This window comes from Methylobacterium oxalidis (assembly GCF_007992195.1).
Taxonomy (GTDB): domain Bacteria; phylum Pseudomonadota; class Alphaproteobacteria; order Rhizobiales; family Beijerinckiaceae; genus Methylobacterium; species Methylobacterium oxalidis.
The window spans coordinates 1-24,390 of sequence record NZ_BJZU01000136.1 but is presented as its reverse complement, the minus strand read 5'-3'; the positions used below and the strand labels follow the sequence as shown (position 1 = coordinate 24,390).

General features: G+C 64.1%; 21 protein-coding genes and 1 pseudogene. 10 read left to right on the top strand and 12 right to left on the bottom strand.

What is annotated here, in order from left to right:
- The 4 genes from napA to MOX02_RS25335 all read right to left on the bottom strand — a co-directional run.
- On the bottom strand, positions 1–2,175 hold a 2,175-nt coding region (gene napA / locus MOX02_RS25350; protein WP_147028604.1), incomplete at its 3' end, for a periplasmic nitrate reductase subunit alpha.
- 5 nt (positions 2,176–2,180) lie between these two features.
- Positions 2,181–2,510 (bottom strand): chaperone NapD, encoded by a 330-nt coding sequence (locus MOX02_RS25345; RefSeq protein ID WP_147028600.1) that lies wholly within the window; start codon positions 2,508–2,510, stop codon positions 2,181–2,183.
- A gap of 10 nt (positions 2,511–2,520) precedes the next feature.
- Complete coding sequence (locus MOX02_RS25340) at positions 2,521–2,685, bottom strand: periplasmic nitrate reductase, NapE protein (RefSeq protein ID WP_147028599.1); 165 nt, start codon at positions 2,683–2,685, stop codon at positions 2,521–2,523.
- Positions 2,686–3,454: 769 nt separating this feature from the next.
- Positions 3,455–3,949 (bottom strand): hypothetical protein, encoded by a 495-nt coding sequence (locus MOX02_RS25335; RefSeq protein WP_176601347.1) that lies wholly within the window; start codon positions 3,947–3,949, stop codon positions 3,455–3,457.
- A 1,860-nt stretch (positions 3,950–5,809) separates the two neighbouring features.
- On the opposite strand from MOX02_RS25335, the gene MOX02_RS25330 reads away from it, so the two are divergent.
- Positions 5,810–7,063 carry a glycosyltransferase gene (locus MOX02_RS25330; protein ID WP_147028598.1) on the top strand — a complete coding sequence of 418 codons (1,254 nt, stop codon included), beginning with the start codon at positions 5,810–5,812 and terminating at the stop codon, positions 7,061–7,063.
- Between the two features lie 15 nt (positions 7,064–7,078).
- Here MOX02_RS25330 and MOX02_RS25325 read toward each other — a convergent pair whose 3' ends face one another.
- Positions 7,079–7,558: a L,D-transpeptidase gene (locus tag MOX02_RS25325; protein ID WP_373866785.1), complete on the bottom strand. Its 480-nt coding sequence runs from the start codon at positions 7,556–7,558 to the stop codon at positions 7,079–7,081.
- 661 nt (positions 7,559–8,219) lie between these two features.
- Here MOX02_RS25325 and MOX02_RS25320 point away from each other — a divergent pair.
- The 3 genes from MOX02_RS25320 (at position 8,220) to MOX02_RS25310 (ending at position 10,861) form a co-directional block, all read left to right on the top strand.
- Positions 8,220–8,561 carry a hypothetical protein gene (locus MOX02_RS25320; RefSeq protein ID WP_147028596.1) on the top strand — a complete coding sequence of 114 codons (342 nt, stop codon included), beginning with the start codon at positions 8,220–8,222 and terminating at the stop codon, positions 8,559–8,561.
- Positions 8,562–9,157: 596 nt separating this feature from the next.
- Positions 9,158–9,892 (top strand): aquaporin Z, encoded by a 735-nt coding sequence (gene aqpZ, locus MOX02_RS25315; RefSeq protein WP_147028595.1) that lies wholly within the window; start codon positions 9,158–9,160, stop codon positions 9,890–9,892.
- 228 nt (positions 9,893–10,120) lie between these two features.
- Positions 10,121–10,861, top strand: coding sequence for a hypothetical protein (locus tag MOX02_RS25310; RefSeq protein WP_238179649.1), 741 nt, complete (start codon positions 10,121–10,123; stop codon positions 10,859–10,861).
- Positions 10,862–11,507: 646 nt separating this feature from the next.
- On the opposite strand, the gene MOX02_RS25305 is transcribed toward MOX02_RS25310, so the two are convergent.
- The 5 genes from MOX02_RS25305 to MOX02_RS25285 all read right to left on the bottom strand — a co-directional run bounded on the left by MOX02_RS25305 (position 11,508) and on the right by MOX02_RS25285 (position 14,836).
- Positions 11,508–12,368, bottom strand: coding sequence for a universal stress protein (locus tag MOX02_RS25305; RefSeq protein ID WP_147028594.1), 861 nt, complete (start codon positions 12,366–12,368; stop codon positions 11,508–11,510).
- Positions 12,369–12,471: 103 nt separating this feature from the next.
- Positions 12,472–13,113 (bottom strand): 3-oxoacid CoA-transferase subunit B, encoded by a 642-nt coding sequence (locus MOX02_RS25300; RefSeq protein ID WP_147028593.1) that lies wholly within the window; start codon positions 13,111–13,113, stop codon positions 12,472–12,474.
- A 4-nt stretch (positions 13,114–13,117) separates the two neighbouring features.
- Entirely contained in the window at positions 13,118–13,765 is a 648-nt protein-coding gene (locus MOX02_RS25295; protein ID WP_147028592.1) for a CoA transferase subunit A, read from the bottom strand.
- 44 nt (positions 13,766–13,809) lie between these two features.
- Positions 13,810–14,241: a phospholipase A2 family protein gene (locus tag MOX02_RS25290; protein WP_147028591.1), complete on the bottom strand. Its 432-nt coding sequence runs from the start codon at positions 14,239–14,241 to the stop codon at positions 13,810–13,812.
- 124 nt (positions 14,242–14,365) lie between these two features.
- Positions 14,366–14,836 carry a hypothetical protein gene (locus MOX02_RS25285; protein WP_147028590.1) on the bottom strand — a complete coding sequence of 157 codons (471 nt, stop codon included), beginning with the start codon at positions 14,834–14,836 and terminating at the stop codon, positions 14,366–14,368.
- Positions 14,837–15,538: 702 nt separating this feature from the next.
- Here MOX02_RS25285 and MOX02_RS25280 point away from each other — a divergent pair.
- The 3 genes from MOX02_RS25280 to MOX02_RS25265 all read left to right on the top strand — a co-directional run bounded on the left by MOX02_RS25280 (position 15,539) and on the right by MOX02_RS25265 (position 18,184).
- The gene (locus tag MOX02_RS25280; protein WP_147028589.1) at positions 15,539–16,219 is read left to right on the top strand and encodes an RNA polymerase sigma factor; all 681 of its coding nucleotides are present in this window, start codon (positions 15,539–15,541) and stop codon (positions 16,217–16,219) included.
- Between the two features lie 80 nt (positions 16,220–16,299).
- Positions 16,300–16,821, top strand: coding sequence for a DUF4142 domain-containing protein (locus tag MOX02_RS25275; RefSeq protein WP_147028588.1), 522 nt, complete (start codon positions 16,300–16,302; stop codon positions 16,819–16,821).
- Between the two features lie 370 nt (positions 16,822–17,191).
- A complete protein-coding gene (locus tag MOX02_RS25265) occupies positions 17,192–18,184 on the top strand; it encodes a catalase family peroxidase (RefSeq protein WP_147028587.1) in 993 nt (330 codons plus the stop codon).
- Between the two features lie 624 nt (positions 18,185–18,808).
- Here the strand turns inward: MOX02_RS25265 and MOX02_RS25255 are convergent.
- Entirely contained in the window at positions 18,809–20,986 is a 2,178-nt protein-coding gene (locus MOX02_RS25255) for a TonB-dependent receptor (protein ID WP_147028586.1), read from the bottom strand.
- 316 nt (positions 20,987–21,302) lie between these two features.
- On the opposite strand from MOX02_RS25255, the pseudogene MOX02_RS32390 reads away from it, so the two are divergent.
- A pseudogene (locus tag MOX02_RS32390) lies at positions 21,303–21,386 on the top strand (ArsR family transcriptional regulator); the annotation flags it as partial.
- Between the two features lie 683 nt (positions 21,387–22,069).
- Complete coding sequence (locus tag MOX02_RS25240) at positions 22,070–22,504, top strand: MAPEG family protein (RefSeq protein WP_238179645.1); 435 nt, start codon at positions 22,070–22,072, stop codon at positions 22,502–22,504.
- Positions 22,505–22,595: 91 nt separating this feature from the next.
- Here MOX02_RS25240 and MOX02_RS25235 read toward each other — a convergent pair whose 3' ends face one another.
- Positions 22,596–22,865, bottom strand: a complete 270-nt coding sequence (locus tag MOX02_RS25235; protein WP_147028585.1) for a hypothetical protein — start codon at positions 22,863–22,865, stop codon at positions 22,596–22,598.
- Between the two features lie 256 nt (positions 22,866–23,121).
- Here MOX02_RS25235 and MOX02_RS25230 point away from each other — a divergent pair.
- A partial coding sequence (locus MOX02_RS25230; protein WP_147028584.1) for a TonB-dependent receptor plug domain-containing protein occupies positions 23,122–24,390 on the top strand: 1,269 nt, incomplete at its 3' end.

Below are 24,390 nucleotides of genomic sequence, written 5' to 3'. Positions count from 1 at the left end.
CCCTAGGACGCGGCCCGTCACGAGCCACAGGTCAAACTCTTCGTCGGGCGCCTCGGCTGGCGGCTCGTACGGTGCCGCAACCACATTCGCCTTCTTGTCTGGGTTGCCGTAGAACTCCCAACCAGCGCCTCTCTGGACATACGGATCGAAGCCTTCTCGGAAGCGCCAGAGGGTTTCCTTGCCGTCAACGACGGGCCAGCGTAGTCCGCGCACCTGATGGTAAGTGTTGAACGGCGCAAGGTCATGGCCATGACCGCGCCCGAATGAGGCGTACTCTTCAAAGAGGCCCTTCTGAATATAGAAGCCGAAGTGCTTTGCCTCCCGGTTCTCGTAAGCCCCATCGATCTCGGAGAGCGAGAACTTGTCGGCCTCGCCGTTGGCAAAAAGCACCTGGTAGAGCGTCCTGCCGCGGTACTCTGGAGCATTGGACAGGATCTCCTCCGGCCAGACTTCGTCTGTCGTGAAGCGTTTTGAGAACTCGACAAGTTGCCACAGATCCGAACGGGCCTCGCCTGGCGCGTCCACGAGCTGGTGCCAAAAGTGGGTCCGCCGCTCTGCGTTGCCGTAGGCTCCCTCCTTCTCGACCCACATGGCCGCCGGCAGCACGAGGTCTGCAGCCATGGCCGTGACTGTAGGGTAGGCGTCCGAGACCACGACGAAATTGGCAGGGTTGCGGTAGCCGGGGTAGGTTTCGTTGTTGGTATTGGGCGCCGTCTGCAAATTGTTGTTGCACATGATCCAGTAGGCGTTGAGCTTCCCATCTCTCAACATTCGGTCCTGTTGCACCGCGTGGTAACCAACCTTTCCGGGCAGAAGCCCTTCCGGCAGCTTCCAAGTGTGCTCGGCATGCCGACGGTGCTCTGGATTGTTCACCTGCATGTCAGCTGGAAGGCGATGCGCAAACGTGCCGACCTCACGCGCGGTCCCACAGGCGGATGGTTGGCCGGTGAGCGAGAAGGGACTGTTTCCCGGCTCTGCGATTTTTCCTGTGAGGAGGTGGAGGTTGTAGACCATGTGGTTTGCCCACACGCCACGGACATGTTGGTTGAACCCCATGGTCCAGAGCGACATCACCTTCGTTTGAGGGTCAGCGTAGAGGCGAGCCAGTGCCTCCAGTTGCTGAGGCCTCACGCCGGAGACCTCCGAGGCCTTCTCCAGCGTGTATTCGCTCATGAGCTGTGCATACGCCTCGAGCGTCGAGGGATGAGAGACCTGGGCGTCATGAGCGTGCTGGGCCCGCTGTTCTAGCGTGTGGTCCGGGCGGAGGCCATACCCGATGTCAGTGTTGGCCACGCGGAAGTTGACGTGCTTCTCCAGAAAGTCACTCTTCACGGAGCCGCTCTGGATGATGTGGTTTGCGATGTAGTTCAGGATCGCCAGGTCGCTGCCAGGCTTGAAGATGATGGCCGCGTCGGACAGATCGCTGGTTCGGTGTTCATACGTTGAGAGAGTGTGGATGCGGACGTGCGGAGAGGACAGCCGCCGATCCGTGATCCTGGTCCACAGGATCGGGTGCATCTCGGCCATATTCGAGCCCCAGAGCACAAAGGCATCGGCATGCTCGAAGTCGTCATAGCAGCCCATTGGCTCGTCCATGCCGAATGTTCGGATGAACGTGACAGCCGCCGAGGCCATGCAGTGGCGGGCGTTGGGATCTAGGTTGTTGGTGCGGAAACCGGCCCGCATCAGCTTGGAGGCGGCATAACCTTCCCAGACCGTCCACTGACCCGAGCCGAACATGCCGACGGCATCGGGCCCCTTCTCTTTGAGCACGCGCTTGAACTGGCGCGCCATCTCATCAAAGGCCTGGTCCCACGACACCGGCTCAAGCTCGCCTTCTTTGGCGAACGCACCGTTTTTCATCCGCATGAGCGGTTGTGTGAGCCGGTCAGCACCGTACATGATCTTGGAGAGGAAGTAGCCCTTCACGCAGTTGAGGCCACGATTGACTTCCGCCTTCATGTCGCCGTGGGTAGCGACCACCCTGCCGTCCTTCACGCCGACCATGACTCCGCAGCCGGTGCCGCAGAACCGACACGGCGCCTTCGACCACTGGATCTCAACGGCTTCGCCCACTGCAAAATTTTGCGCTTGAGCAGGCAGAGCTACGTTTGCTGCGGCCGCGGCAGCGCTTGCGGCTTGGGTCTTCAGGAAAGCGCGGCGTGAAAGGTCCATGACGCTCATGCCCTCCCTGCGGCGGAACCGGCGTCCGCTTCAACGTGGTGAAACACGAGGGCCGCCGACATCACCCCATCAAGAAGCGAGATGGCATTGAGGCGGGTGACGATCTCTGCGTCGCTTTCGGTCTCTAGGGTCACGATGAGCTTGCCCGCAGCAGCGGCATGGATTTCGACCCCCGGCATGCATTCCATTGCGACACGTGCGCTTGCGGCCTGCTCGGGGCGCACGTGGACAACGAGACTGGAGACATGCGCCTCCGCGACGACAGGATGATCGGAGAGGCGTCCTGTCAGGATCTCGCGGCGGGAGGGGCATTCGGTGGCAGGCATGGCAGATGACTCAGACCGGCCCCGGAGGACCGGTAAAGAGATAATACATCCAGACGAGGAAGCCCCATCCGGCAACAACACCAACTGCAATGAATGGCCAGATCACGACGGCGAGCAGGAAGAAGAGGATGCGCTCCATCCATCGGCGCTCGCGATTCAGCGGCTCCACGTGCATTCGCGGTCTCCGCTCTTCATAGTATACAGCATCGGGACCTTCGACATGAGCGCGAGGCAGCTTCCATGTTCCCGCTTCTATTTGAACAGCAAGTTGACCCAAGGTGCTTGATCAAAGAGGACAGCCGGTCACGTGCTGGGCGAATTAGCTAACGTTGAACGGCGCTGATTTGGAGACAATCCGACGTCGGAGGGGGTTGCAGGCGCAGAAGGCCAGGCCGCGCGGAACCGGCAGACTCGGTTGTGCTTGCCTCGCTATGTCGGCCTCCGACGATGCGGCCTCCGGATTCTCGCCTGACCTGTGGATGAGCGTCGATCTCATCCTGTCGCGGGCCTATGCTCGCCGCCGACGATTGCGGCCTGGCCGCGTTCCCGGGTCTGGGCCGGGTCGAGAGCCTCCGGGCAAGTTTGAAGGAGTGGCGCGCAGTCCCGACCCGCTACAAAAGGACCGCCACTAGCTTCGCGGGTAAACTCTGCCTTGCTGCAGCACTCGATTCGCTCAAGCCGTAACAGGTCGTAGTAAGCTGCCTGAGCAACGGTTTTGAGCGTGAGTCTGGCGGCTGAGATATGATTAGATGTGAAGATGGGCCGCAGGCTCACCGCTCGGCCTTGGCCAGCTTCAGGAGACTGTGAGCGGTGCAGATCCTGGCCCTACACACAGAACCAGGGAGTTGCTGCGGCCGAAGAGGGGCCGCGACACATTTACAGCGGCTCGCGGTGGGACGCGCCCCGCCCGCGAGCTCGTCATACTTCGCAAACGGTCGAGATCCTCAGTAACCCCAACCGTAGTAGGGCCCGCCATAGTAGCCGACCGGAGCGTACCCGTAACCGTTGCAATACGGATCGTAGACGCTGCAGTAGGGATAGCCGTACCCGTAGCCGAGAGCCGTGCCGGCTGCGAGCCCGAGCCCGAGGCCAGCCAAGCCCCAACCGTAGCCACCACGCCAGCCATAGCCGCGCCAGCCATAGCCGCCGCGCCAGCCGTAGCCGCCACCACGCCAGCCGTAGCCGCGGCCACCGTAGAAGCCGCCGCGGTGCCCCCCGAAGCCGCCCCGGAAGCCTGCCCCGGCAAAGCCGCCGCGGAAGCCGCCGCCAGCGAAGCCACCTCGGAAGCCGCCTCCGCCAAAGCCACCGCCGCGGAACCCACCACCGCCGAAGCCGCCGCCGCGGAATCCGCCGCCGCCGAAGCCGCGTGCATCCGCGGGATCAGGTGCAAAGGCAAGAGCGGCAAGGACCACTCCGGCCGCAATCGCTACACGTTTCATGATTGCACCTCCGAACGAAAACCCTCCCGTGATGAAACGCGGGCGCGGTGAAGCTTGTTCTTGGCAGATTTCGGACGGTTCGACGCTTTGGTCGTCTGGATCTTACCGAGGCGAGCAGGGGAACGCCTGGTCGCGAGGGAAGCTCGCGTCCAGGCGCCGGGTGTTTGTCGGAGATTGCTGTCTCATTGAGACGAGGGATCAACGGGTGCCCACAAAGTGAGTTCCGGGCTGTCCGGAACCGGACCGCACCTGCTCCTGCAAGCGCTTCATCAGGCTCATGAAGTCTTGAGGACGCTGTGATCGTGGACTTCGACGCTGATCTCGTCCCTCAAGTCGTGGCAGGGTTGTGGATGTCGCTCCGGTGCAGCGTGCTATCGCTGGCGTCTTCCGCGCACCTACCGTGCAATAGGTAGGTCGAACGCCATTAGCGTCTCCGACCAGAGCACAATGCAAGCGGCTCTGGGTCAGTCGCAGCCGCTAAATTCGTATGCGCCCAGAAATTCATTGCAGAGCCCCTGGGCGCAGGGCGATACGGTGTAGTAGTAGTATCTCGCCGGGACTGCATTGCACTTCCTGCGGCCGTACTGCCTGTAAACACGGACATTCTGCTGGAGATGCCTTGCGGTCCGGGCTGAACTGCCGCCGATCTTGAGCTGAATAGGTTTTTCGACGGAGCGATCCGGTGCGGCGTAGGCAGGTGCGGTCAATGGGTAGGGTGCCAGACAGACGAGCATGAGAAGGGCCGTATGCCGCGTCATGGATTCCCCTCCTTGGCAAGAGAAGCTGCGGTGGTTCTATCATCTCCGATCGCCTAGTTTCGGTCATTCTAAATAGAGACAATGAGGCGGCCGCAAGCGAACCAATTCGATGTCCGGAGCATACCAGCCTGCTTCCTCCGCCTTCCTTGGCGCCCGCCAGGTGCAGGCTTGGATATGAGCCGCGGAAAAAGCTTTGCTGCTCCGCTTCGCCGCGCGAAATGGGAGGCTACGCCGGAACGCCGTCGGTTGGCCCGGCAGCGCATACGTTCTCTTCAGGCTACAGGGCGGCCCATACTCTGACGTGGTTGCACGGCTCATTCAGCGGCAGCTCATGCAGGCGCATTGCAGCCCGGACCGACAGGAAGCTAGGCTGTTGCAAAGCAGGGAGGTGCCATGTCGTGTCGCCATCAGTCCGACGAGCCACGGGCGGGGCCGATTGAGGCCATTCCGGCACGCTCGCGCAAATGGCTCCGCTGGCCCAGCGAGCTACCTCAGCCTTCCAATGACAATCGCCGTGCAGGCATGGCGCAGGCTGCCAGGATCGCGGCCGTGGGGCTGGCAGGCCTCGGGGGTCTGGCAACCCTCATCGCAGGGCTAGTGGCGTAGAGGTATCAAGCCCTGAACTCGCGTGCTAGGCGCGATGGAGCCGCTCGGTTCGCGGAAGCCGGTTTTAGAATGTGCGCTGCGAAGCCTATGGCCGTGCGGCTCCCTCAGGCCGCGGCCGGCTTTCGTGCGTTTGGCCTCGCATTTGTTAAAGCCAAGCTTCCCGGCCGAAGAGACGATGCTGCGGTCGGCCCCAGTCGACACTGGCCTTGCTAGCGGTCACGTCCTTCACCGGATCGCGCTAGCGAAGCCATCTCGAGACGCACTCGCCACGCAGCCTTACGGGTTGCGGGGTCCTTCTTTCGATAGGACGGCGGGAAGCCGGCATGCGATCAAGCGCTGCGTTGCGCAGGCGAGATCGTGAATTTGCACAACGCCTCGATCGGCGAGGAGCAACCGAACAAAGCTGAAGCAAAATCGGACGGCGTGCGTCGTTGAAGAGAGCTACCTGCGTGCCGCAGGATAAGTCTGAGGTTGCGCGAGTCTCGGCAGCGGCAACATGAAAATCTTCCTCGTCGCGATCGGCAGCCACGGCGATGTTCTGCCCTTCATCGCGCTGGCGGCCGAACTGAAGCAACGCGGTCGCGCCGTCACCCTCGCGGCACCTGCCCCTTTTGCCGCTCTGGCCGCTCGGGCCGGGATACCGTTTCACGCCCTTGGCACACAGGAGGACTTCGACCGGTTCGCAGCCGAGCCCGACCTCTGGCGTCCCTGGCGCGGCGTCGAGGCTGCGTTCCGCTCCATCTCGGCTCTGACGGAACCGACCTACCGATGGCTCGCTGCAAACTGGCAGCCCGGCGCAGGCCTTGTGGTCGCCTCGACGCTCAGCCTCGGTGCACGGGTCGCGCAGGACAGCCTCGGGCTGCCTCTCGTCACCCTCCACGTGATGCCGATGCTCCTGGAGAGCCGCCACGCCCCGCCGGTCCTGCCCGGCTTGCGACTACCCCGCTTCCTTCCGCCCGAGTTTCAACACTGGATCGGACGCGGTGCGGACAAGTACGTCATCAATCCGGCGGCCCTGCCGGCCCTGAACACGTTCCGCGCGAGCCTTGGCCTGCCTCCGGTGCGCCGACTGCGCCACTGGTGGAACAGCCCGCTGCGCGTCCTTCTCACCGTCCCGAGCTGGTACGCTCCGCCTCAACCCGACTGGCCCGATCAGGTTGTGCAGGTCGGCTTTCCCCTCGCCGACCGCTTCGGTGACGCGGCAGATCTCACCCCAGCTGTGGCCAGGTTCCTGGAGCAAGGCGATGCACCGCTCGCCTTCACCTACGGGTCGGCGATGCGGCAGGGGCGCAGCTTCTTCGAGACGGCTGTGCGGGTCTGCATCCGCCTTGGCCGCCGCGGTATTCTCCTCGCGCCGCAGGCGGGGCAGGTGCCGAGCGATCTGCCGCCGCAGGTCCTCCACGTGCCCTACGCGCCCTTCAGCCGATTGCTGCCGCCCTGCAGTGCCCTCATCCATCACGGCGGCGTTGGGACAGTGGCGCAGGCGCTAGCAGCCGGCATCCCGCAGCTTGTGGTACCGGTGGCCTTCGACCACTTCGATGAAGCGGAGCGCCTGACGCGCCTTAACTTTGGCGCCACGCTCAGCCGGCGCCGTTTTACTCCGGCCCGAGCCGCCGAGGAGATTTGTCGGCTGTTGAGCACGCCCGAGATCCAGCAGGCCTGTGTCGCGGCAAAGGACCTGATGAAGGCGGAGGGCGGCGTATCGACCGCGTGCGACGCGATCGAGGCGCTCTGTCCGATCGCAGTATGATGCCCGGGCCGAGCCTCAGCGCACGAGCACTCTAGCACCGACGGGCACGCGGTTGTACAGGTCGACCACATCGATGTTGCGCAGCCGGATGCAACCCGAAGACACGGCTTGGCCAATCTTCTCGGGCTCGTTGGTGCCGTGGATGCGATAGAGCGTATCGCGGCCGTGGTCTGACAGGTAGAGCGCGCGGGCGCCGAGCGGGTTCGCGGGGCCGCCCGCCATGGCGTGGACGTGCGGCCAGCGCCGCACCATCTCGGCCGGTGGGTTCCAGGCTGGCCATTCCGCCTTGCGGGCGACCGCGGCGGTGCCGGTCCAGCCATAGGCCTCGTCCCCGACCGTGACGCCGTAGCGGAGTGCCTTTCCGCCGGGCTGTACGAGGTAGAGCTGGCGCGCCTTGGTGTCGACCACCACGGTGCCAGGCGCCTCCTTGGTCGGATCGTCCACAAGGTAGCGGGCGAAATGCGGGTCGAATTCGGCCTCCGGGACGAGGGCCATGAAAGCCGCATCGCGCGACGACAAGGTCGGATCGGGCACGGACTTGAAGCTGCAGCCGGTGGCCGCGACGGCCAATAGCGCGCCCAGGCAAGCAGCGCGCGCGGAAGGCGAGAAAGGCATGGCACTTCGAGTCCGAGCCCCGATCTGGCGTTCGTGGTGGATGGGGCCGTAGGCAACTTACGGGCGAAGCGCGGGCGTCCGTAGCCCGCAAGGTCGATGCAACGGCACATTCGACGCCCTTGTTGCGCGGGCGCGACAGAGCCGCCGACGCTCACAAGGCAGGTGTTTCATGCTGCGCGCCTGCCAGCATCAGTGAAGCAACTGAAGGAGTGCTTTGACTTGCTCTAGAGAAACTCGTGACGAAGGCCGAGTGTCGGCCGTCTGGCGGCCCGAATTGGAGCTGCACCGGCTGCTCAAGTTGGTGAGACCACGTAAGTCGACGCGAGTCAGGGTGCCGACAAAGGCAAACAAAAGGCCTCAACGTGATAAGCTTAACGCGACAATGCCGGCCAAGCGACCCAATGGATCAAGCACCGCGTTTTGCATTTTGTAACGTTTCGGGTGGAGCGCCCTCCCCACAGGACAGCGCGTGACAACGATGAGGCCAGTGATGCTCACCCAAGCCTTGCCTAGAAACAGGCTACTGATAACAATGACTGGCATGCTGGTCGGCACGATCACCAGCTCCCTTGCAAACGCGCACCCTCTTCTAGTGCCGGTCAGGCCGAGCGCGGCGGGCAGCATCATTTTGACCGGGCATTCGGCGGCGCCCGTTCAGAGCCTCTTCGAATCTGGGCCGCGTTACTCAGCGGCGAATGGACGTCTGCGCGTCGGCGTCGGCAGCGAAGCCCCGAACTGGATGCGGATCGGCGTATTCCAGAACGTCTCTGTACCCGGGCTGAAACCGGCGGTTTCCTACGCATACGTCATCTCGTCCGACGGCAAAGCCGTCATCCTTGACCCTGACACGCACCGGGTTGTGCGAGTGATCAAGCGGCCATGATCTTCGAGGGGTCGTACCGAGCTGATTGGCACGCTGTGCTGTTGCAGCCTGATGGTGCGGGTGTGACCACGTCATAGCTCCGATCAACGGTGCGGCGGCAGCAGGAATCGGCTTCGCGACCGGAGCGGCGCTCGCCTCCGGGTATGGTTACGGCTACCCGTATGGCGGGTACGGCTACGGTTACACCCCGACCGCCTATTCCTACTACGGCTCCGCCTAGGCTACGGCGGCTGCGGCTGGTGAGGCGGATAGACGGGCTGCCGAGGAACCGGCGCCCGTTTGAAAGGCCCCTGGGCGGAGATGCGACTCACCAAACAGACGGCGTCCCTGTCGATCAAGCGCCGCGAGGAGACGTCGTTAGGATGAGGCTGCTGGCTTCCGGGCCGCGGTAGGGCGTCCGTGAGCGAGCGCCGGTATTGCCGCAGTAACTGTAACGGCGGCGACCTCCGACCTCGCAAATGCCGAAGTCCAACCGAATTCAGCACACCGCAAGGCAGACGAGGCTGAGTGTTCCTGGCGTGACGACCGAATCGGGTTTGCTATTACCTCGTGACCGGAGACCGGAACCGTTCCCTCGCTGAACTGAGGAGGCTTCCATGGACATCCGCAAATGCTCCGCCGAGGCGATCGGCACCTTCTGGCTCACCTTCGCAGGATGCGGCAGCGCCGTCGTCGCGGCTGCTTTCCCGCAGGTCGGCATCGGCCTGCTCGGCGTATCCCTCGCCTTCGGCCTGACCGTGGTCACCATGGCCTACGCGGTCGGCCACATCTCAGGCTGCCACCTCAACCCGGCGGTCACCTGCGGGCTCGCGGCCGGCGGGCGCTTCCCGTCGAAGGACATCGCACCCTACGTCATCGCGCAGGTCGTGGGCGGCATCGTCGCCGCGGCGCTCCTCTACGCCATTGCGAGCGGCTCACCAGAGTTCGACCCGGCCAAGGGCTTTGCCGCCAACGGCTACGGTGCCCACTCGCCCGGGCATTACGGCCTCGTCTCGTGCCTTGTCGCCGAGGTGGTGCTCACCATGATGTTCCTGTTCGTCATCATGGGCGCGACCCACGGCAAGGCGCCGGTCGGCTTCGCGCCGCTGGCGATCGGGCTCTGCCTGACGCTGGTGCACCTCGTCGGCATCCCGATCACGAACCTCTCGGTGAACCCAGCGCGCAGCACCGGGCCCGCCCTGTTCGCCGGGGGCTGGGCGATCGCGCAGCTCTGGCTGTTCTGGGTCGCACCCATCCTCGGCGGCGTGCTGGGCGGGATCCTGTACCACTGGATCAGCGCGGAGCCGTCAGCGCAGATCACCGGCATCGCTCCTGCCGCCCCAGCCGAGTGAAGCTGCTCGGAGCCGTCCAACGCTGTGGGAACACTGCCCAGGATCTGCCAAGCCACCTTCAGGTCTGCTTGGTGAGGAAGCTTCTACACCTTCGCGCATACAACTGAGGACGAAGCTCTGTGTTTGAGAGGTCGAGCCGGTGACGATGCACTACATCGAGCGCAGCATTTGGGGGTGAGATTTTACCTGGAGCGGTTTGCCTGAGCGGGCGCTTCCCAGGAGGCGGTAATGGCGGTCACCAGACGAATCTTCGCCGCAGGAACTGCCGCGATATCCTTCATCGGCCTGGGTAGACCCTCTGCCTGGGCACAGAGCATGGCGCAGGGCGTACCGGGCGTCGACAGCCAGGCAGCTACGACTCGCCTCGTGATGGCGGGAGATACCAGACTCTACGGATTTCCGCTTGTCACCATGGACAAGTGCAGCCCGTATCGGCAGGCATATGGCTCCGGCGAGTGCGGCCTCTGCGCGATCGTTGCCGTCGTGGACACGGTTTGTCACAACGTCGATGAGGAGACAGCGGGTCCGCTTCTGTCAGCCCTTGCACAGGCACTTCCGGCTGAGACGGCGGCCGAGTTGGCGCACATCTTGTACGAGCAAGGGACAGACCGGCGTGAGATTGAACTCATGCTAGCAGCGGCTCAAGGCTGGACGCACGCACGCGGCTGGTGTGCGTGGACGTGGGAAGCTGCACATCCACAAGCCGATGAGACGGCGGAGCATTTCTGGGACCGTCTGAGTGACGTTCTGAAGGGCCCCCACACAGCTGCTATCGTCGGCTTTGGTGAGGACACACAATCTAACACCCGCTACGGCGGCCATTGGACTTGTCCTGAGCATATCACCGACCACGAGATCTACTTGCGCGACAGCGATGTGTTTCGCCGTATCCCACGTGCTGAAACAGGTATCCGGCCGGAGCCCCGGTGGGCCATTGAGGACTGCTACATTCTCAGCCGCATGAGCTGACTGCGATCTGCCTTGAACGGGATTCGCGTGCCCGGTGCAAACCGGGCACGTCGCCGAACGCTAGGCCGAAACGGGGGATGTCGGGCCGGTTGCATCGCCTACAGGCTTTGCCCGTTTGCCGGGTGGGAACATACCCTTCTTGGTCAGACGCACAAACCGGAAAATCGTGAAGGAAGCGCTTCTCCACCCTGAACAATGGTCAAGGTTGGAGCGTTGTCTCAGTGGGCCTATCCTGAGGTCTCAGCCATGCTGCGTCTCGTTCTGCTTCTTGCGCTCCTTGCTGTGCCTGGAGCGGTTGTCGCACGTCCTACTCAGGCTCCGAAGGTGGCTAAAGCGGTCACTGCTGCCGCGCCGACACCTGTCTGTGAGCGCGTGCGGAAGAAGTCCTTCCATCAGGCAGAGGGTTGGTCAGTGAAGACGGTCTCACTCGCCTGCAAGACGGTTACAACCGTGGTCAGCCGGCCAGGCGGCAAAAGCTTCACGAGTCTACGCGAGAAGGCCAGCAGCAAAGCCAAGCAGTGAATATCAGCATGTCAATAGATGCGCCACTGCTCTCCCGCAATCGCTCGTGGGGGAGCTACGGTGGTCCTCGCCTCTGTCAATCCTTCGACCTGTCTGTCTCTGCTTGATCGCATGCCTCTCAACATCAATGTGCCAAAAACAGGGGGATAGCACTACGGGCGAGGAGCGAACGGGTCACCCCGCCGAAGAAGTACTCTTGTACGCGGGAGTGATGGTAGGCTCCCATCACGATCATATCGGCCAGGAATAGTGCAGCCTCGGCGCGTAGGGTGTCTGCAACACCGCCCGACACGGATGTGTCATTGACCGTGACATTCACGCCATGCCGCGCGAGGTGGGGCGCCAACTCGGCCCCGAGTGGGGACCCTTGGATCTCCTCTTCCTCGCCAACCGCAACGATCTTGACCGCCTCGGCCGCGCGCAGAAACGGCATCGCGTCGTTGGCGGCTCGTGCAGCCTGCGCGCTGCCGTCCCACGCGACGACAACCCGCTGCGTGGCGAACGCGGCGTAGCCCGGCGGCACGGCGATGACCGGTCGACCGCTCAGGAACAGCGCCTTCTCGATCGTCTTGCGGTCAAGGTCGAAGGTCCGTGGTCCAGCATCCAGGATGGTCAGGTCGTGCAAACGCGCTTGTGCCGCTAGCTGATTGACGACATCCGAGTGGGATAGGCTCGGCGCCTCAATCGCGCACATCACGTCGGCCTGCTCGATGCCTCCGGCTGCGCTGTCCGCTATGGAGTGGGCCAGCGCGTCGAGGCGACGGTAGTCGACCTCTTTGCCCTCGTAATCGAGCTTGCTGAGCCAGACATCGTCGCCCGAGAGGTGCCACGAGCTAGACCGCACCGTCAGATGGGCGCCCGCGGCTTTGGCTAACGTCACGCCATAGCCAACGGCCGACGAAGCCTCCTGGCGTTGGCCTTCCGCGGTAGCGCCAACGAGAACGTCTCGGATGGACGCAAGAGGGGATGAAGATTTCTCAAACATGAGCTGTCTCGGGTCTGAACCGGAGCGATTGGTGGCTCTCACAGTCGAGCATTCTCAATCGAACTCGTACGACGCTCACGGCGCTCAACTCGTGGGGATCCAGTCAGGCAGCGTTCGGCTGGGGCAAGACAAGCTCGGCTTCGGTAGCGGCCCGCACTTCCTCGACGCTCACCCCCTCCGCCGTCTCGACGAGCGTCGCTCGGGCCTCCGGGAACGCGATGACCGCCAACTCGGTCACGATAAGATCGACGGGACGCGTGGAAGTGAGCGGCAGTGAGCACTCGCGAACGATCTTCGGGCGGCCCTTAGCGGTGTGCTGCATGGCCACGATCACGCGCTTGGCGCCAGTCACCAGGTCCATCGCGCCGCCCATGCCCGGGACCATCTTGCCGGGCACCATCCAGTTCGCGAGATGGCCCTGCTGATCGACCTGCAGGCCGCCGAGCACCGTCAGGTCGAGATGCCCGCCCCGGATGAGCGCGAAGGACATCGCGCTGTCGAAGGCCGACGCCCCAGGCAACGCCGTTACCGGCTTGCCGCCCGCATCCGTCAGCCAGCGCATGGCCATGCCTTGCTCTGGAACTGGGCCCGTGCCGATCAAGCCATTCTCCGACTGGAAGAACACGTGCATGCCGGCCGGGACATAGTTGGCGACGAGCGTCGGGATCCCGATGCCGAGGTTCACCAGCATGCCGTCGCGCAGCTCGCGGGCAATCCGCCGTGCGATGATAGTCTGCGGGTCCATGGGGTCAGCACCTCGCGATGACGTAGTCGACGAGGGGAGCCGGCGTGACCACGTGGTCGGGCGCGATCACGCCGACTAGGACAACGTGCTCCGCGCAGACCATGACCGTGCGCGCCGCCATGGCGATGAGCGGATTGAAGTTGCGCCCGGTCAGCGCGTAGGTGAGATTGCCGAGGTAGTCGCAGAGGAAGGCCTGGACGAGGGCGAAGTCCGCCTGGAGTGCTGTCTCCAGCAGGTATTCCCGACCCTCGACCTCAATCTTCCGCTTTCCGTTCTCGACGACCGTGCCGATACCGGTGGGAGTGAGAACGCCGCCCAGTCCGCAGCCGCCGGCGCGGATGCGCTCCACCAGCGTCCCTTGCGGTACCAGTTCCACCTGAAGGCCATCCTCCATCATTTGCTTCTGAGTCTCGGGATTGAGGCCGATATGGCTCGCGACCACCCGCCGGAGAGCCTTGGCTGTCACCAGCTTGCCAATGCCCACGCCAGGCGAGGCGGTGTCATTGGCGACGATCGTCAGTTCACGACGCCCCTGCCGGACCAGTTCGTCCATCAGCGGCTCCGGCGTCCCAACCCCCATGAAGCCGCCGACCATCAGCGTGGCCCCGTCGGGGATTGAGGCGACCGCTTCGTCGAGCGCGATCATCCTCATGTCGCACCTCGGTCCCTCTTCAATCGAGTGCTGCTCGGGACGCGCTAGTAGGCGTAGGAGGCAGGACGGTAGGGACCGAGCGGCTGCCGTCCATATCGCTCGGAAGCCGGCGCCCGCGTCACGACTACAGGAGCGCTCGGGTCGAACGGCAAAAGGGCAGCGCCGGCGGACATGAAGCCGGCCAGCGCCCGCAGGTCATCCGGCTGGCGTGGGTCACGCGAGATGAACTCGGTCTCGCGTTGGAACCGCAGGTTGCAGGCTCGTGAGGGCAGGTGTCCGAGCGGAGCGCAGGCGTCATGCCGAGCGCAGGCGGCATCGAGCGCGTCGATCGGCGGCAGCGGCGCGTTGTTACCCATGCCGCAGTAGTTGCCGTGGATGAGCGCTGCGGGCTCTCGCACGTAACCTGTCGATTGCGCCAGCGCGGGCGAGGTCAGACAAGCCGCAACCACGAAGGGAAGGACGATCCTGACGGTCATGGGGTGAGACCTCTTGTCTGAGGGCACAGACCCTGGAGTGCGTGCGGCCGCCCGGGTCCGTGGCGGCTCAAGGCTTCGCGCAGGACGGCGTCAGTGCGCGCGGGCCTCGCAGGTTGGGGTGTCGTCAATACGGGCGGCAGACACCGGAGTAGGCGTCGTAGTAGCGGTAGGGGCCGCAGCCGCCGTAGGTCGCGCCGTAGCCAACAGCGGCACCGACTGCAGCCGCACCCAATCCATAGCCGTAGGGACGATAGCCATAGCCGTATCCGTAGCGGCCATAGCCGTAACGCCCATAGCGACCATACCCGTAGCCGTAGCGTCCGACCCGACCGTATCCACCGCGATAGCCGCCGACTACGCCGCCGCGATAGCCGCGGAAGCCGCCGGCCACACCCCCGCGATAGCCGCGGAAGCCGCCTGCCCGCACGCCATGGAAGCCACCGCCGCGGAACCCGCCGCCGCGGAAGCCACCTCCATGGAAGCCGCCACCGCCGCGGAAACCGCCACCTCCCCCGCGGAAGCCGCGTGCGTCGGCTGTCACGCTGGTCAGGATCATGGCGGCAAAGGCCGCAGCTCCAATGAGCAAGGTCTTCATGGGCATGTTCCCTCACCGGTGGATTTGATGTTGAGGCGAGACTCCTCCGCTCCAGCCGAGAGTGGGCAGCTCCCGCACCTTCAACATCTGCAGCGGTTGTACGGTAACGCTGAGCCGAAGATGCCGCTTGATCAGAAAGGACGCACGGAGAAGTTCGCGCGGGCCTTCAGTAGGATGTTAACGATCCAGCGATGCGGGGGCTGCTCAGCAATATTCATCTAAGAAGCAGACTTGCAACTCGCTGAAGAGAGGCATCCTCGCGAATGAAGCTGGCATGCGACAGCCGCCCGCTGCTTCCAGAGTCACAATCGTACCGGCGAGACCACCACTCTGCGGGTGCTAGTCGGCCAATCAAGGCATCGACAAGCTGCAAAGCCGTAGTGGGAGCTTGCTAGGAGCCACTTCAAGGCGTTCGCCCAGCCCGCAACGAAGGTCCGCTTCCGCGATCCAGTGGCGGGAAGCGGACAGGCAGCTTACGGCCACGATCAGCCATTCAGCACTGCGCCCATCTCGGCCATTCAGTGACCTTCGGCGGCATCTTCAAAGCGGCAATTCGTCGGCTGAGCGTTACAGAGCTATTGAAGTAACTGGATCGGCTTCTATGATCGGTTGCGCTCACTCTGCCGGGCGGGCTCCTGGTCCGGGAACGTTTCGGTAGCGGCTGCATCTAACGCCTGTTCCTCAGCAGCAGGCAGTCGCGCCATGACCGAGCGCACCCATCAGCAGCTCCCCGCAGACGAGGTCGAGCTCCTCAAACAAGCACGCTGCCACGATCCTGCGGCCATCCGGCTGATCTTCCAGCAACACAACCGCCGCCTGTACCGGATCGCGCGCAGCATCGTCCGGAATGACAGCGAAGCGGAGGACGTGCTGCAGGAAGCCTACGTGCGAGCCTTCACTCGCCTGAGCACCTTCCGGGGCGAGGCTCGCTTCAGCACCTGGCTGACCCGCATCGTCATCAACGAAGCGCTCGGCCGCCTCCGGCACCAGCGCGCAAGCTTAGGTCAGAGGTCTGGCCCAGCGCACAATATCAGCGCCGACATCATTCCGTTTCCGCACCCCATCGCTCCGCTCGACCCGGAGGCCCTCATGGCACAACATCAGATCCGCGCCCTGCTTGAGCGGGCCATCGACCGGCTGCCAGGCGGGTTCCGCTCGGTGCTGATCGCGCGCCTAGTCGAGGGCCTGAGTACCGAGGAAACCGCGGAGTTGCTCGGCCTCAAGCTGGAGACCGTCAAGACCCGCCTCCACCGGGCCCGGCAGCTGCTGAGGCGCGATTTGGAGGAGCGGATTGGTCCGGTGTTGACCGACGCATTCCCGTTTGCCGGCACCCGCTGCCGGCGCCTGACCGATGCGGTGCTGGAGCGGCTCGGCCTCGCGTAAGCGGCGGGAACCTTTTCAAGCATCTCGCATCCGACTGCGCTCAGAAGGGCATCTTCTGAGCGCAATGATGGAGAGACGCGATGCGCATGAGAGGAACCGCAGCTTTAGCCGCGTTGGTGCTGAGCACCATCACAGCTGGCGCGCAAGGCACCAAGCCGAACGACGCGCAGATCGCCCACATCGCCTACACGGCTGGGCAGATCGACATCAAGGCTGCCGAACTGGCGCTGCAGAAGTCCCATAACAAGGAGGTGCGCGCCTTCGCCGAGGACATGATGCGCGACCACAAGGCGGTGAACGACAAGGCCCTCGCGTTGGTCAAGAAGCTCAACGTCACCCCACAGGACAACGACACCAGCAAGGGGCTGGTGAAGCAAGCCGACGAGAAGGAAGCGTCGCTGAAGAAGCTCAACGGTGCCGCCTTCGACAAGGCCTATGCCGAGAACGAGGTCGGCTTCCATAAGACCGTCAACGGAGCCCTTGAGAGCACGCTGATCCCATCGGCGAGCAATCCCGACCTGAAGGACCTGCTGCGCACAGGGCTCAAGATCTTCCAAGGGCACGAGCAGCATGCCGAGCATGTCGTGCAGGCGCTGAAGTGAGGTGGTTGCGCAAGGGGCGGCCGCTGCGCCTGGCTTGGCTTCTCGGTCTGGCGGCCTGTCCCGTGTCCTCAGCGGTGGCGGAGACGATCCAGATCCGAGTTGAGGATCTCGGGTTTGTTCCAGCGCAGGTTTCTGCCCACGTGGGTGACACCGTCGAGTGGGTCAGCCGCGACTTCGTCGCGCATACGGCAACGGCGCGCGACGGGAGGTGGGACGTGGCCATACCAGCAGACGGGAAGGGCCGCATCACCCTCACGCGAGCAGGCGCGGTGGCGTACTATTGTCGGTATCATCCGGGCATGATCGGCAGCATTTCGATCACTGCGCCACCTTAGGCATAATGAGAACCAAAGGCGCTGGGAAAACCCTCATGCGGCGGACAAAAATCGGGCTCGCGTTCGTGGCGAGCCTCCTCCCGGCTCTAACGACCGGTCTCCCGGCCTTTGCCGAGGAGCCCTCGACCGCCGAGCAGACCATCGACGTGATGAACAAGCTGTTCGGCAAGCATCCGGGCTTGCGGGCCAACCACGCCAAGGGCGTCGTGGCGGAGGGCAGCTTCACGCCCTCGCCCGAGGGCGCGAAGCTCAGCAAGGCATCCCTGTTCCAGGGCCCGCCCGTACCCGTGACGATCCGCTTCTCGGATGCGACAGGCGTGCCGACCATCGCGGACGGGGCCGCCAACGCCAACCCGCACGGCATGGCCCTGAAGTTCAAGCTCGCCGACGGCTCCGAGATGGACGTCGTCGTCAACGCGCTGAAGTACTTCCCCGTGGCCACCGGTGAGGAGTTCCGCGACCTTTTGAGAGCGGCCGCTGAGAGCGGCCCGGATGCTGCCCATCCGACGGCGCTGGAGCGCTTCGCCGCCAGCCACCCGGCTGCCGCCACGGCCGGCAAGACCGCCAAGACCCCGTCGAGCTTCGCCCGCCAGACCTACAACGGCGTCAATGCCTTCATCTTCGTGGACAAGGACGGCAAGCGCCAGCCCTTCCGGTTCCGCTTTGTACCGGCAGACGGCGAGGAGATCCTCACCCCTGAGGAGGCGGCCAAGCGCGGACCGAACTATCTCATGGACGAGATCGGCCCCCGCATCGCGCGTGAGCCCGCGAGGTTCCGAGTGCTGGCGCAGCTTGCAGAGCCGGGCGACCCGACGAACGATGCCACGAAGCCATGGCCGGACGACCGCAAGACGGTTGATCTCGGCACCCTGACGGTGACGAAGGCTGTGGCCGACAGCGCCACTGCTGAGAAGGCTCTCCTGTTCATGCCGAACGCGCTGACCGACGGGATCGAGGTCTCCGACGATCCGCTGATCGACGCCCGCGTCCAGGCCTACGCGGTCTCATTCAGCCGTCGCTCGCAGTGAGGTGAGACGCCTGAGCGAACCGCGAACTGGGTGACGAGGCCGGCAGGGTCGCGCGTCGCTTAGCGGGTCGTGCCAGGGGCAGGAGCCGCCGGGCTGCTGCCATGAGACGCGCCTGAGGCCCCATCGCTACCTGTCGTCGAACCGCCAACGCCGGTGCCGGTGCGGGCACCATCCTTCGTGGCTCCAGTGCCGGTCATTCCGCCGGCTCCCATGCTTCCGCTGGAAGTGCCGACATCGCCGCGGCCACCGGCTTGCCCAGCTCCGGCGCTCTTGTTTGCCGCTCCTTCAGCGAGGGCGATCCCTGCGATGCTCGTGAGGATCGCGGTTGCGAGCAGAGGTGCGCGAATGTCCGCTCTCATGGTGCCTCCGGTGCTGCCCTGCCAAACCAACACTCTTTCGGAGGAAAAGGTGCGATCTTTCGTTGAGAGGGTGATCGGGAATGCGCCTTCGAGTGACCGGATGGAGAAGTGAACGGTCGCGGCCTCGCGTGCGCGGCTTGGCCGAGACATGCCGCTGAGGGTCGCTGAGGAGGTCCTACCCGCTTCCTTCCAGTGCCGGTTCGATCTCAGGGGTGGCGAGCCCAGGCGGCTCTACACCGCCGAAGCCAATCTCGGCCATTCGTCCTCAGAACTGCGCGATCAGCTGCACGCGGATCAGCCGCGGTGCGCCCGGCGTGATGTTGTTGTTGCCGTCGGCCGTCGCGATGTAGCGCCTGTCGAACAGGTTCTCGATGTTCACCTGCGCCCGAACTGTCTCGCTCATCCGGTAGAACAGGCCGAGATCGAAGCGGGAGAAGCCTGGCAGTCGCACCGTGTTGTCCGAGGATGCGAAGGTATGGGTCTGGTTGATGTAGCCGATGCCCAGTGAGAAGCGCTCGGTCACATCGAACTTGTTCCAGAGCGTGAAGGTGTTGAACGGGACAAGCCCGACCGTGTTGCCGGGCACGATGGTCGTCGAGGTGGCGCCGGTAATCCGTGCGTCCGTGAAGGCGTAGCCGCCCGCCGCCTGCCACCAGTCAGTGATGTAGCCGTTGATCCCGATCTCGGCGCCCTGCGTCCGCGTCGAGCCGCTCAGGATGAAGAAGCCGGGATTGTTGGGGTCGGCCAAGCGCTGGTTGGTGCGGTCGAGGTTGTACAGCGCACCCGTGAGCTGAAGCGCCGGCGTGACGTCGTACTTCACGCCGATCTCAGAGTTCACGAACTTCTCCGGCTGAGCAATCGCCGTGCCCGGCGTGAGCGTGCTGAACTGGTCGCCGGCCGACGGCAGGTAGGAGACGCTGTAACTGCCGTAGAAGGCGAGGTTCTGCAGCGGCTTCACCACAACACCCGCGCGCGGCGAGACAAGGTCGTCGATGCGGCCGGTGACCACGTTCGTGCGACGATCGCGCGAAGAGAAATCGAAGTGGTCGTAGCGCAAGCCGCCGAGGAACTGCAGGTGCTCGCTCACCTCGATCTGGTCCTGCGCGTAGACCGCGGCGAGGCCGAGGTTGTAGGCGCTGTTCGCGTCGGTCGGGAGGTTGCGGAAGCTGACCGGCACGCGCGAGACGGGGCTCAGCGGATTGACCACGAGCGAGCGTCCCCCGTCACGCGCGAGCGGTGAGTCGAAGAAGCCGGTCTGCCGGTAGGCGAGGCCCTCCTGGTAGCCGAGCTCGAACCCGCCGAGCAGCGTATGGTGCAGCGGACCCGTATCGAACTTGTACGTGAAGTCGTTCTGGCTGAAATAGTTCGTGCGCGGAGTTTCATTGTTGTAGGCCGACAAAGGTACCTGTGTGCCCGCCGCGTTCACGGGCCCGCCCGGGAAGATGTTCTGGTAGAACTTCTGGTAGTCGGCGAAGCGGAGCTGGCTGTGCATCTGCACGCCGGACTCGAACAGGTGGTCGAGCACGGCTGTCGCGATGTTGGCATCGACCTTGGAGTAGCTCAGGTCGGGATTGCCGAAGAAGGTCGAGATGTTCTGGCGATAGCGATACGGCCGCCCGAACTGCGAGGGGATTCCGCGATCCGCCGTACGGTCGTCGTGGAAGTACTCGTAGGAGAGCTTCAGGGTCGTGGCCGGCCCGAGCAGGAAGGTCATCGTCGGGTTCACGCCGTAGCGGCGGATGTCGACGAAGTCGCGGTAGGTGGCGGTGTCCTCGAAGACGCCGTTGAGGCGGAAGAACACGCTGTCGCTGACCCGGTCGCCTGCGTCGATCGCGACGCGTTTGTTCCAGTACTCGCCGCCCTGGACCAGCACCTCGCGGATCGGCACGCCGTCGGCCTCCTTGAGGACGCGGTTGATGATGCCGCCGCCGCCGCCGCGGCCGAAGATCATCGCGTTCGGGCCCTTCAGCACCTCGATGCGCTGGATGTTGTAGAGGTCGCGGAAGTACTGCACGTCGTCACGGATGCCGTTGACGAAGAAGTCCGCGTTCGAGCGCTGACCGCGGATGACGACGTCGTCGCGGTTGCCCTCGCCCTGGTGCGGGATCACGCCCGGCACGTACCGGATCGCCTCGTTGAGGCTCTGGAAGCCCTGGTCGCGGATCTGCTGCTGGGTCACCACGGTGACGGATTGGGGCGTGTCGATGAGCGGCGTGTCGGTCTTGGTCGCGGTGCGAGTGCGGGTTTGCAGGTAGCCGATGGTGCCGCTCTGGGCCGCCCCTGCGCCCTCGACGCTGAGCTGATCGAGCGTCACCGCCTCGGCGTCGGAGGCTGCTGCCACAGCTCCGGGCTTGGGTTGTGCGGCTGCCTCTGAGCATGCAGCGGAGACAAGGAAGGTGGTTGCCAGGAGCGCGCGAAGGCGCTGGGCTGAGACGCGGTTCATCACGAAGTCCTCGATGAGAGAACCGCGGCCTGTGGTTCGGCCAGCAGCCCACTCAGGTGCTGGCGGGCTGCTACGCCTGCTGCCAACGCCCGCGCAACGGCACGTTCGAGGTTACCCAGCAATCCATCTTGTAATTATTCTTAGAAAGCTTCTTACATGTGAGCCAACGCGATGATCTATCGAAGCAACTTTCCTCACTCGGTTGTTTTAGAGCTTCTCTAGCTTGTTTCTTCTTTGTGTCTGCGTGTCGAAAATGTGACAGGTGCTTTGACCCTGCCTGGGCATGCCGAGGAACCATCCGAGTTTGGGCGGATGTGAAGAGGTGGCCTGGATCGAAGGACGCCGGCAGATCTGGAGCGCACGCTTCGACGCGCTGGAGGAGGTCGTCGAGGTCTTAAAGCCGCAGTGCGTTGCGATGTATTCGCTGTCGTTGGAGCACTCGACGAGGGCCGCACGCCCGGTGCCGTCCTTATTCGACAAACTAGGGATCAGCATCCGGCCCGGGAGCGCGTAGGCGCTGTGCGGGCCGGCCGCGCCACCGCTCTTCTCGACGAAGCCCTCGACGCCTGTGATCTTCGCCATGTAGGGCGACTGGCAGGTCTCGTCGGCGAAGGCCGGTCCCGCAAGGAGGAAGGCGGCACCGCCCCAGCGCATCGCGCTGATCCAGCCGGACGGTTTCGAGCGGACCTCTGTGTCATCGACACGTCCTTTCTGCCCCGAAGACCGGCGCCTTCAGCAATGTTTCGCGCTCAGCAAGGCGCAGCCAATACGGCATCCCGTAAGGACCAGCAGCCCGGCGATCCGATACGGGCATTCATGCTTTGCCCAGCAAGAACGGGTATCAATCGGGTGCGCGCATGCTCATGTTCCTCCGAAGCGCGGTCGTACTTGAAATTGGCGATGTTCTGGTCCTGTCAGCCCGGTCCAATTGGTCCGACTCCGGCTACGCCCACATGCGACAGTTCACGCGCGATGCCCTGCCGCTGCAGAGTGCGTCAGTCGGCTGTTGGTGGCCGGAGCTGATCAGCTCTGCCAGCGTGACCTCATGTACCGTAGTAAAATTGCGCAACCGGATGCAGGAGCATGACGATGAGCGTCCCGGTTCTCGTCCTACTTGGCTTCGCTGCTTGGACGCTGTTGACGCTGTTCGGCACCATAGGGGTCTACCGCTGGAGCCGCATCCTGACCGGGCGTGCCTCGATTGCTGAGTGGCGGGCCGACCTACCTCAGGGGAGCGACCGCTATCAGCGCGCCATGCGTGCGCACATGAACTGCGTCGAGAACCTTCCGGTCTATACGGCCCTTGTCGTGGCTCTCGTGGCAACGGGCTTGAAGAGTCCGACTATCGATTGGTTGGCCATCGTCATTCTGGGCGCACGCGTCGGCCAAACCTTGCTTCACATCGTGCTTCCGCCAACCAATGTAGCCGCGAGCCTGCGCTTTGCATTCTTCCTTGCGCAGGCCGCCTGCATGGTCGCCATAGGCATCATCATCGTGTCATTTGGGTCGAGCACGTGATGCCTTTTGCGCAGGCTCATCTATGATGGCCGCGCCCTCACTATTACAGAAGCCATTTTGGAATAGTGGTCATCTCTGCATACGCAGTCGTTCAGAACACCTCCGTGATCGACAAATCCACGACGCGCATATCCCGGAGGCGCAGCTGAACGTCCGGGAGTAGCCAGCGGATCCGCAGGGCTTCTGCTTCACCTCGGAGTAGAGCGTAGCCGCTAAGACCAAACAGGGTTCTGGCCACGAGCAACTCATATCTCACCCTGACGAACTCCAGCTTTGCCGCCAGGAGCTTGCCGTAGCCCTTGCGTGACCTCAGGACCTGCATCTCGGCAGGGGTCGCGAAGGCTGAATAGCTGCAACTCATGAACTCACGCCTTCTGCAGTGCCTCCATTATGCCACACGGCACGGCCTTGCCTATTTATCCCGGCCGTTTTTGCCAACTCCTCCTAGAAAATCCGGGGCTGCGATGCAGCAACTGTTGCCGGATCGTCACGGCAACCGGGATTGGTGGGTCCATCCGGATGAACTGCTGGAAGTCAGGGCCCAGTCCGAGCTCTCGTGATTGCCGAGAATTCAAGCGTGGCCGTAAGACCGACGGTACGAACGCTGGGGGACGGACATGTGGGCGCTGCGCGGCAGCTTGATCGCATCGGTGGCGCTGCTACCCGGCATCGCTCATGCCCAGCAGTCGGTCACGCTGGGTGAGCTCAGCGTCGTCGCGACGACCCCGGTTGGCACCTCTGCCGGCAACGGTGCGCCGGCCGCACCGGTCCTCGATGCTCCCGCAGGGCCCGCCGTCCAAGCGCCCGTCACCGAGCGTCTGCGTGGCGGTGCCCAGCCCCTCTACAAGATCCCCAGCACCGTCGAGGCCGTCACGCGGGCCGAACTGGAATTTGATCGGGCGACCTTCAACCCGGTCGACACGCTGGCTCGGCGCGTGCCGGGCCTGAACGTCTCCGACGCCCAAGGCAGCGCGAACCGCGTCGACATCAACTATCGCGGCTTCCAGGCCTCACCGGTCACCGGCGTGCCGCAGGGCCTCGCCGTCTACCAGAACGGCGTACGCATCAACGAAGCCTTCGGCGACGTGGTCAACCTCGACCTGATCCCGCAGGTCGCCATCAATCGCATCGACGTTGTCACCGGCAACCCCGTGTTCGGCCTCAACGCGCTCGGCGGCGCGATCAACATCCAGATGAAGAACGGCTTCACCTGGCAGGGCACCGAGATCACGGCGCTCGGCGGTTCGGATGGACGTGTCGCCGGCTCGCTCCAGCACGGCCAAGAGATCGGCCCCTGGAGCTTCTACTTCGCGGGTGACGGCCTGAACGACCGCGGCTGGCGCTATGAGAGTCCGAGCACCCTGGGCCGGATCTACAGCGATCTCGGCTACCGCACGCCGGACGCGGAATTCCATGTCATCGGCCAGTTCGCCCGGACCTTCTACGGTGCGACCTCCGCGACGCCGGTCGACTTCACCCGCGTCGATCATCGGGCGATCTTCACCTTCCCGCAGACCGTCACGACCGAACTCGGCACGCTCCAGGTCACCGGCCGCGTCGATCTCTCGCCGACTTGGGATCTCGCCGGCAACGCCTACATGCGTCGCTTCAGCCAGAGCTACGTCGATGGCAACGACGGCAACTTCGAGAACTGCAGCCGGCAGTCTTCCTTCCGCGGTTCGCTCTGCTTCGAGGATGACGGCTTCAGCCCTGCGCCCGGGCAGTCACCACTCGCCTTCCGCAACCAGTTCCTGATCGTCAGCCCGACCACGCCGCGCATCCCGTTCACGCCGGGCGTGCCCTACGGCACCATCGACACCACCAGGATCGAGGCGACGGGCTACGGCGGCTCGCTGCAGGCGGCCAACCGCGACAAGGTCTTAGGG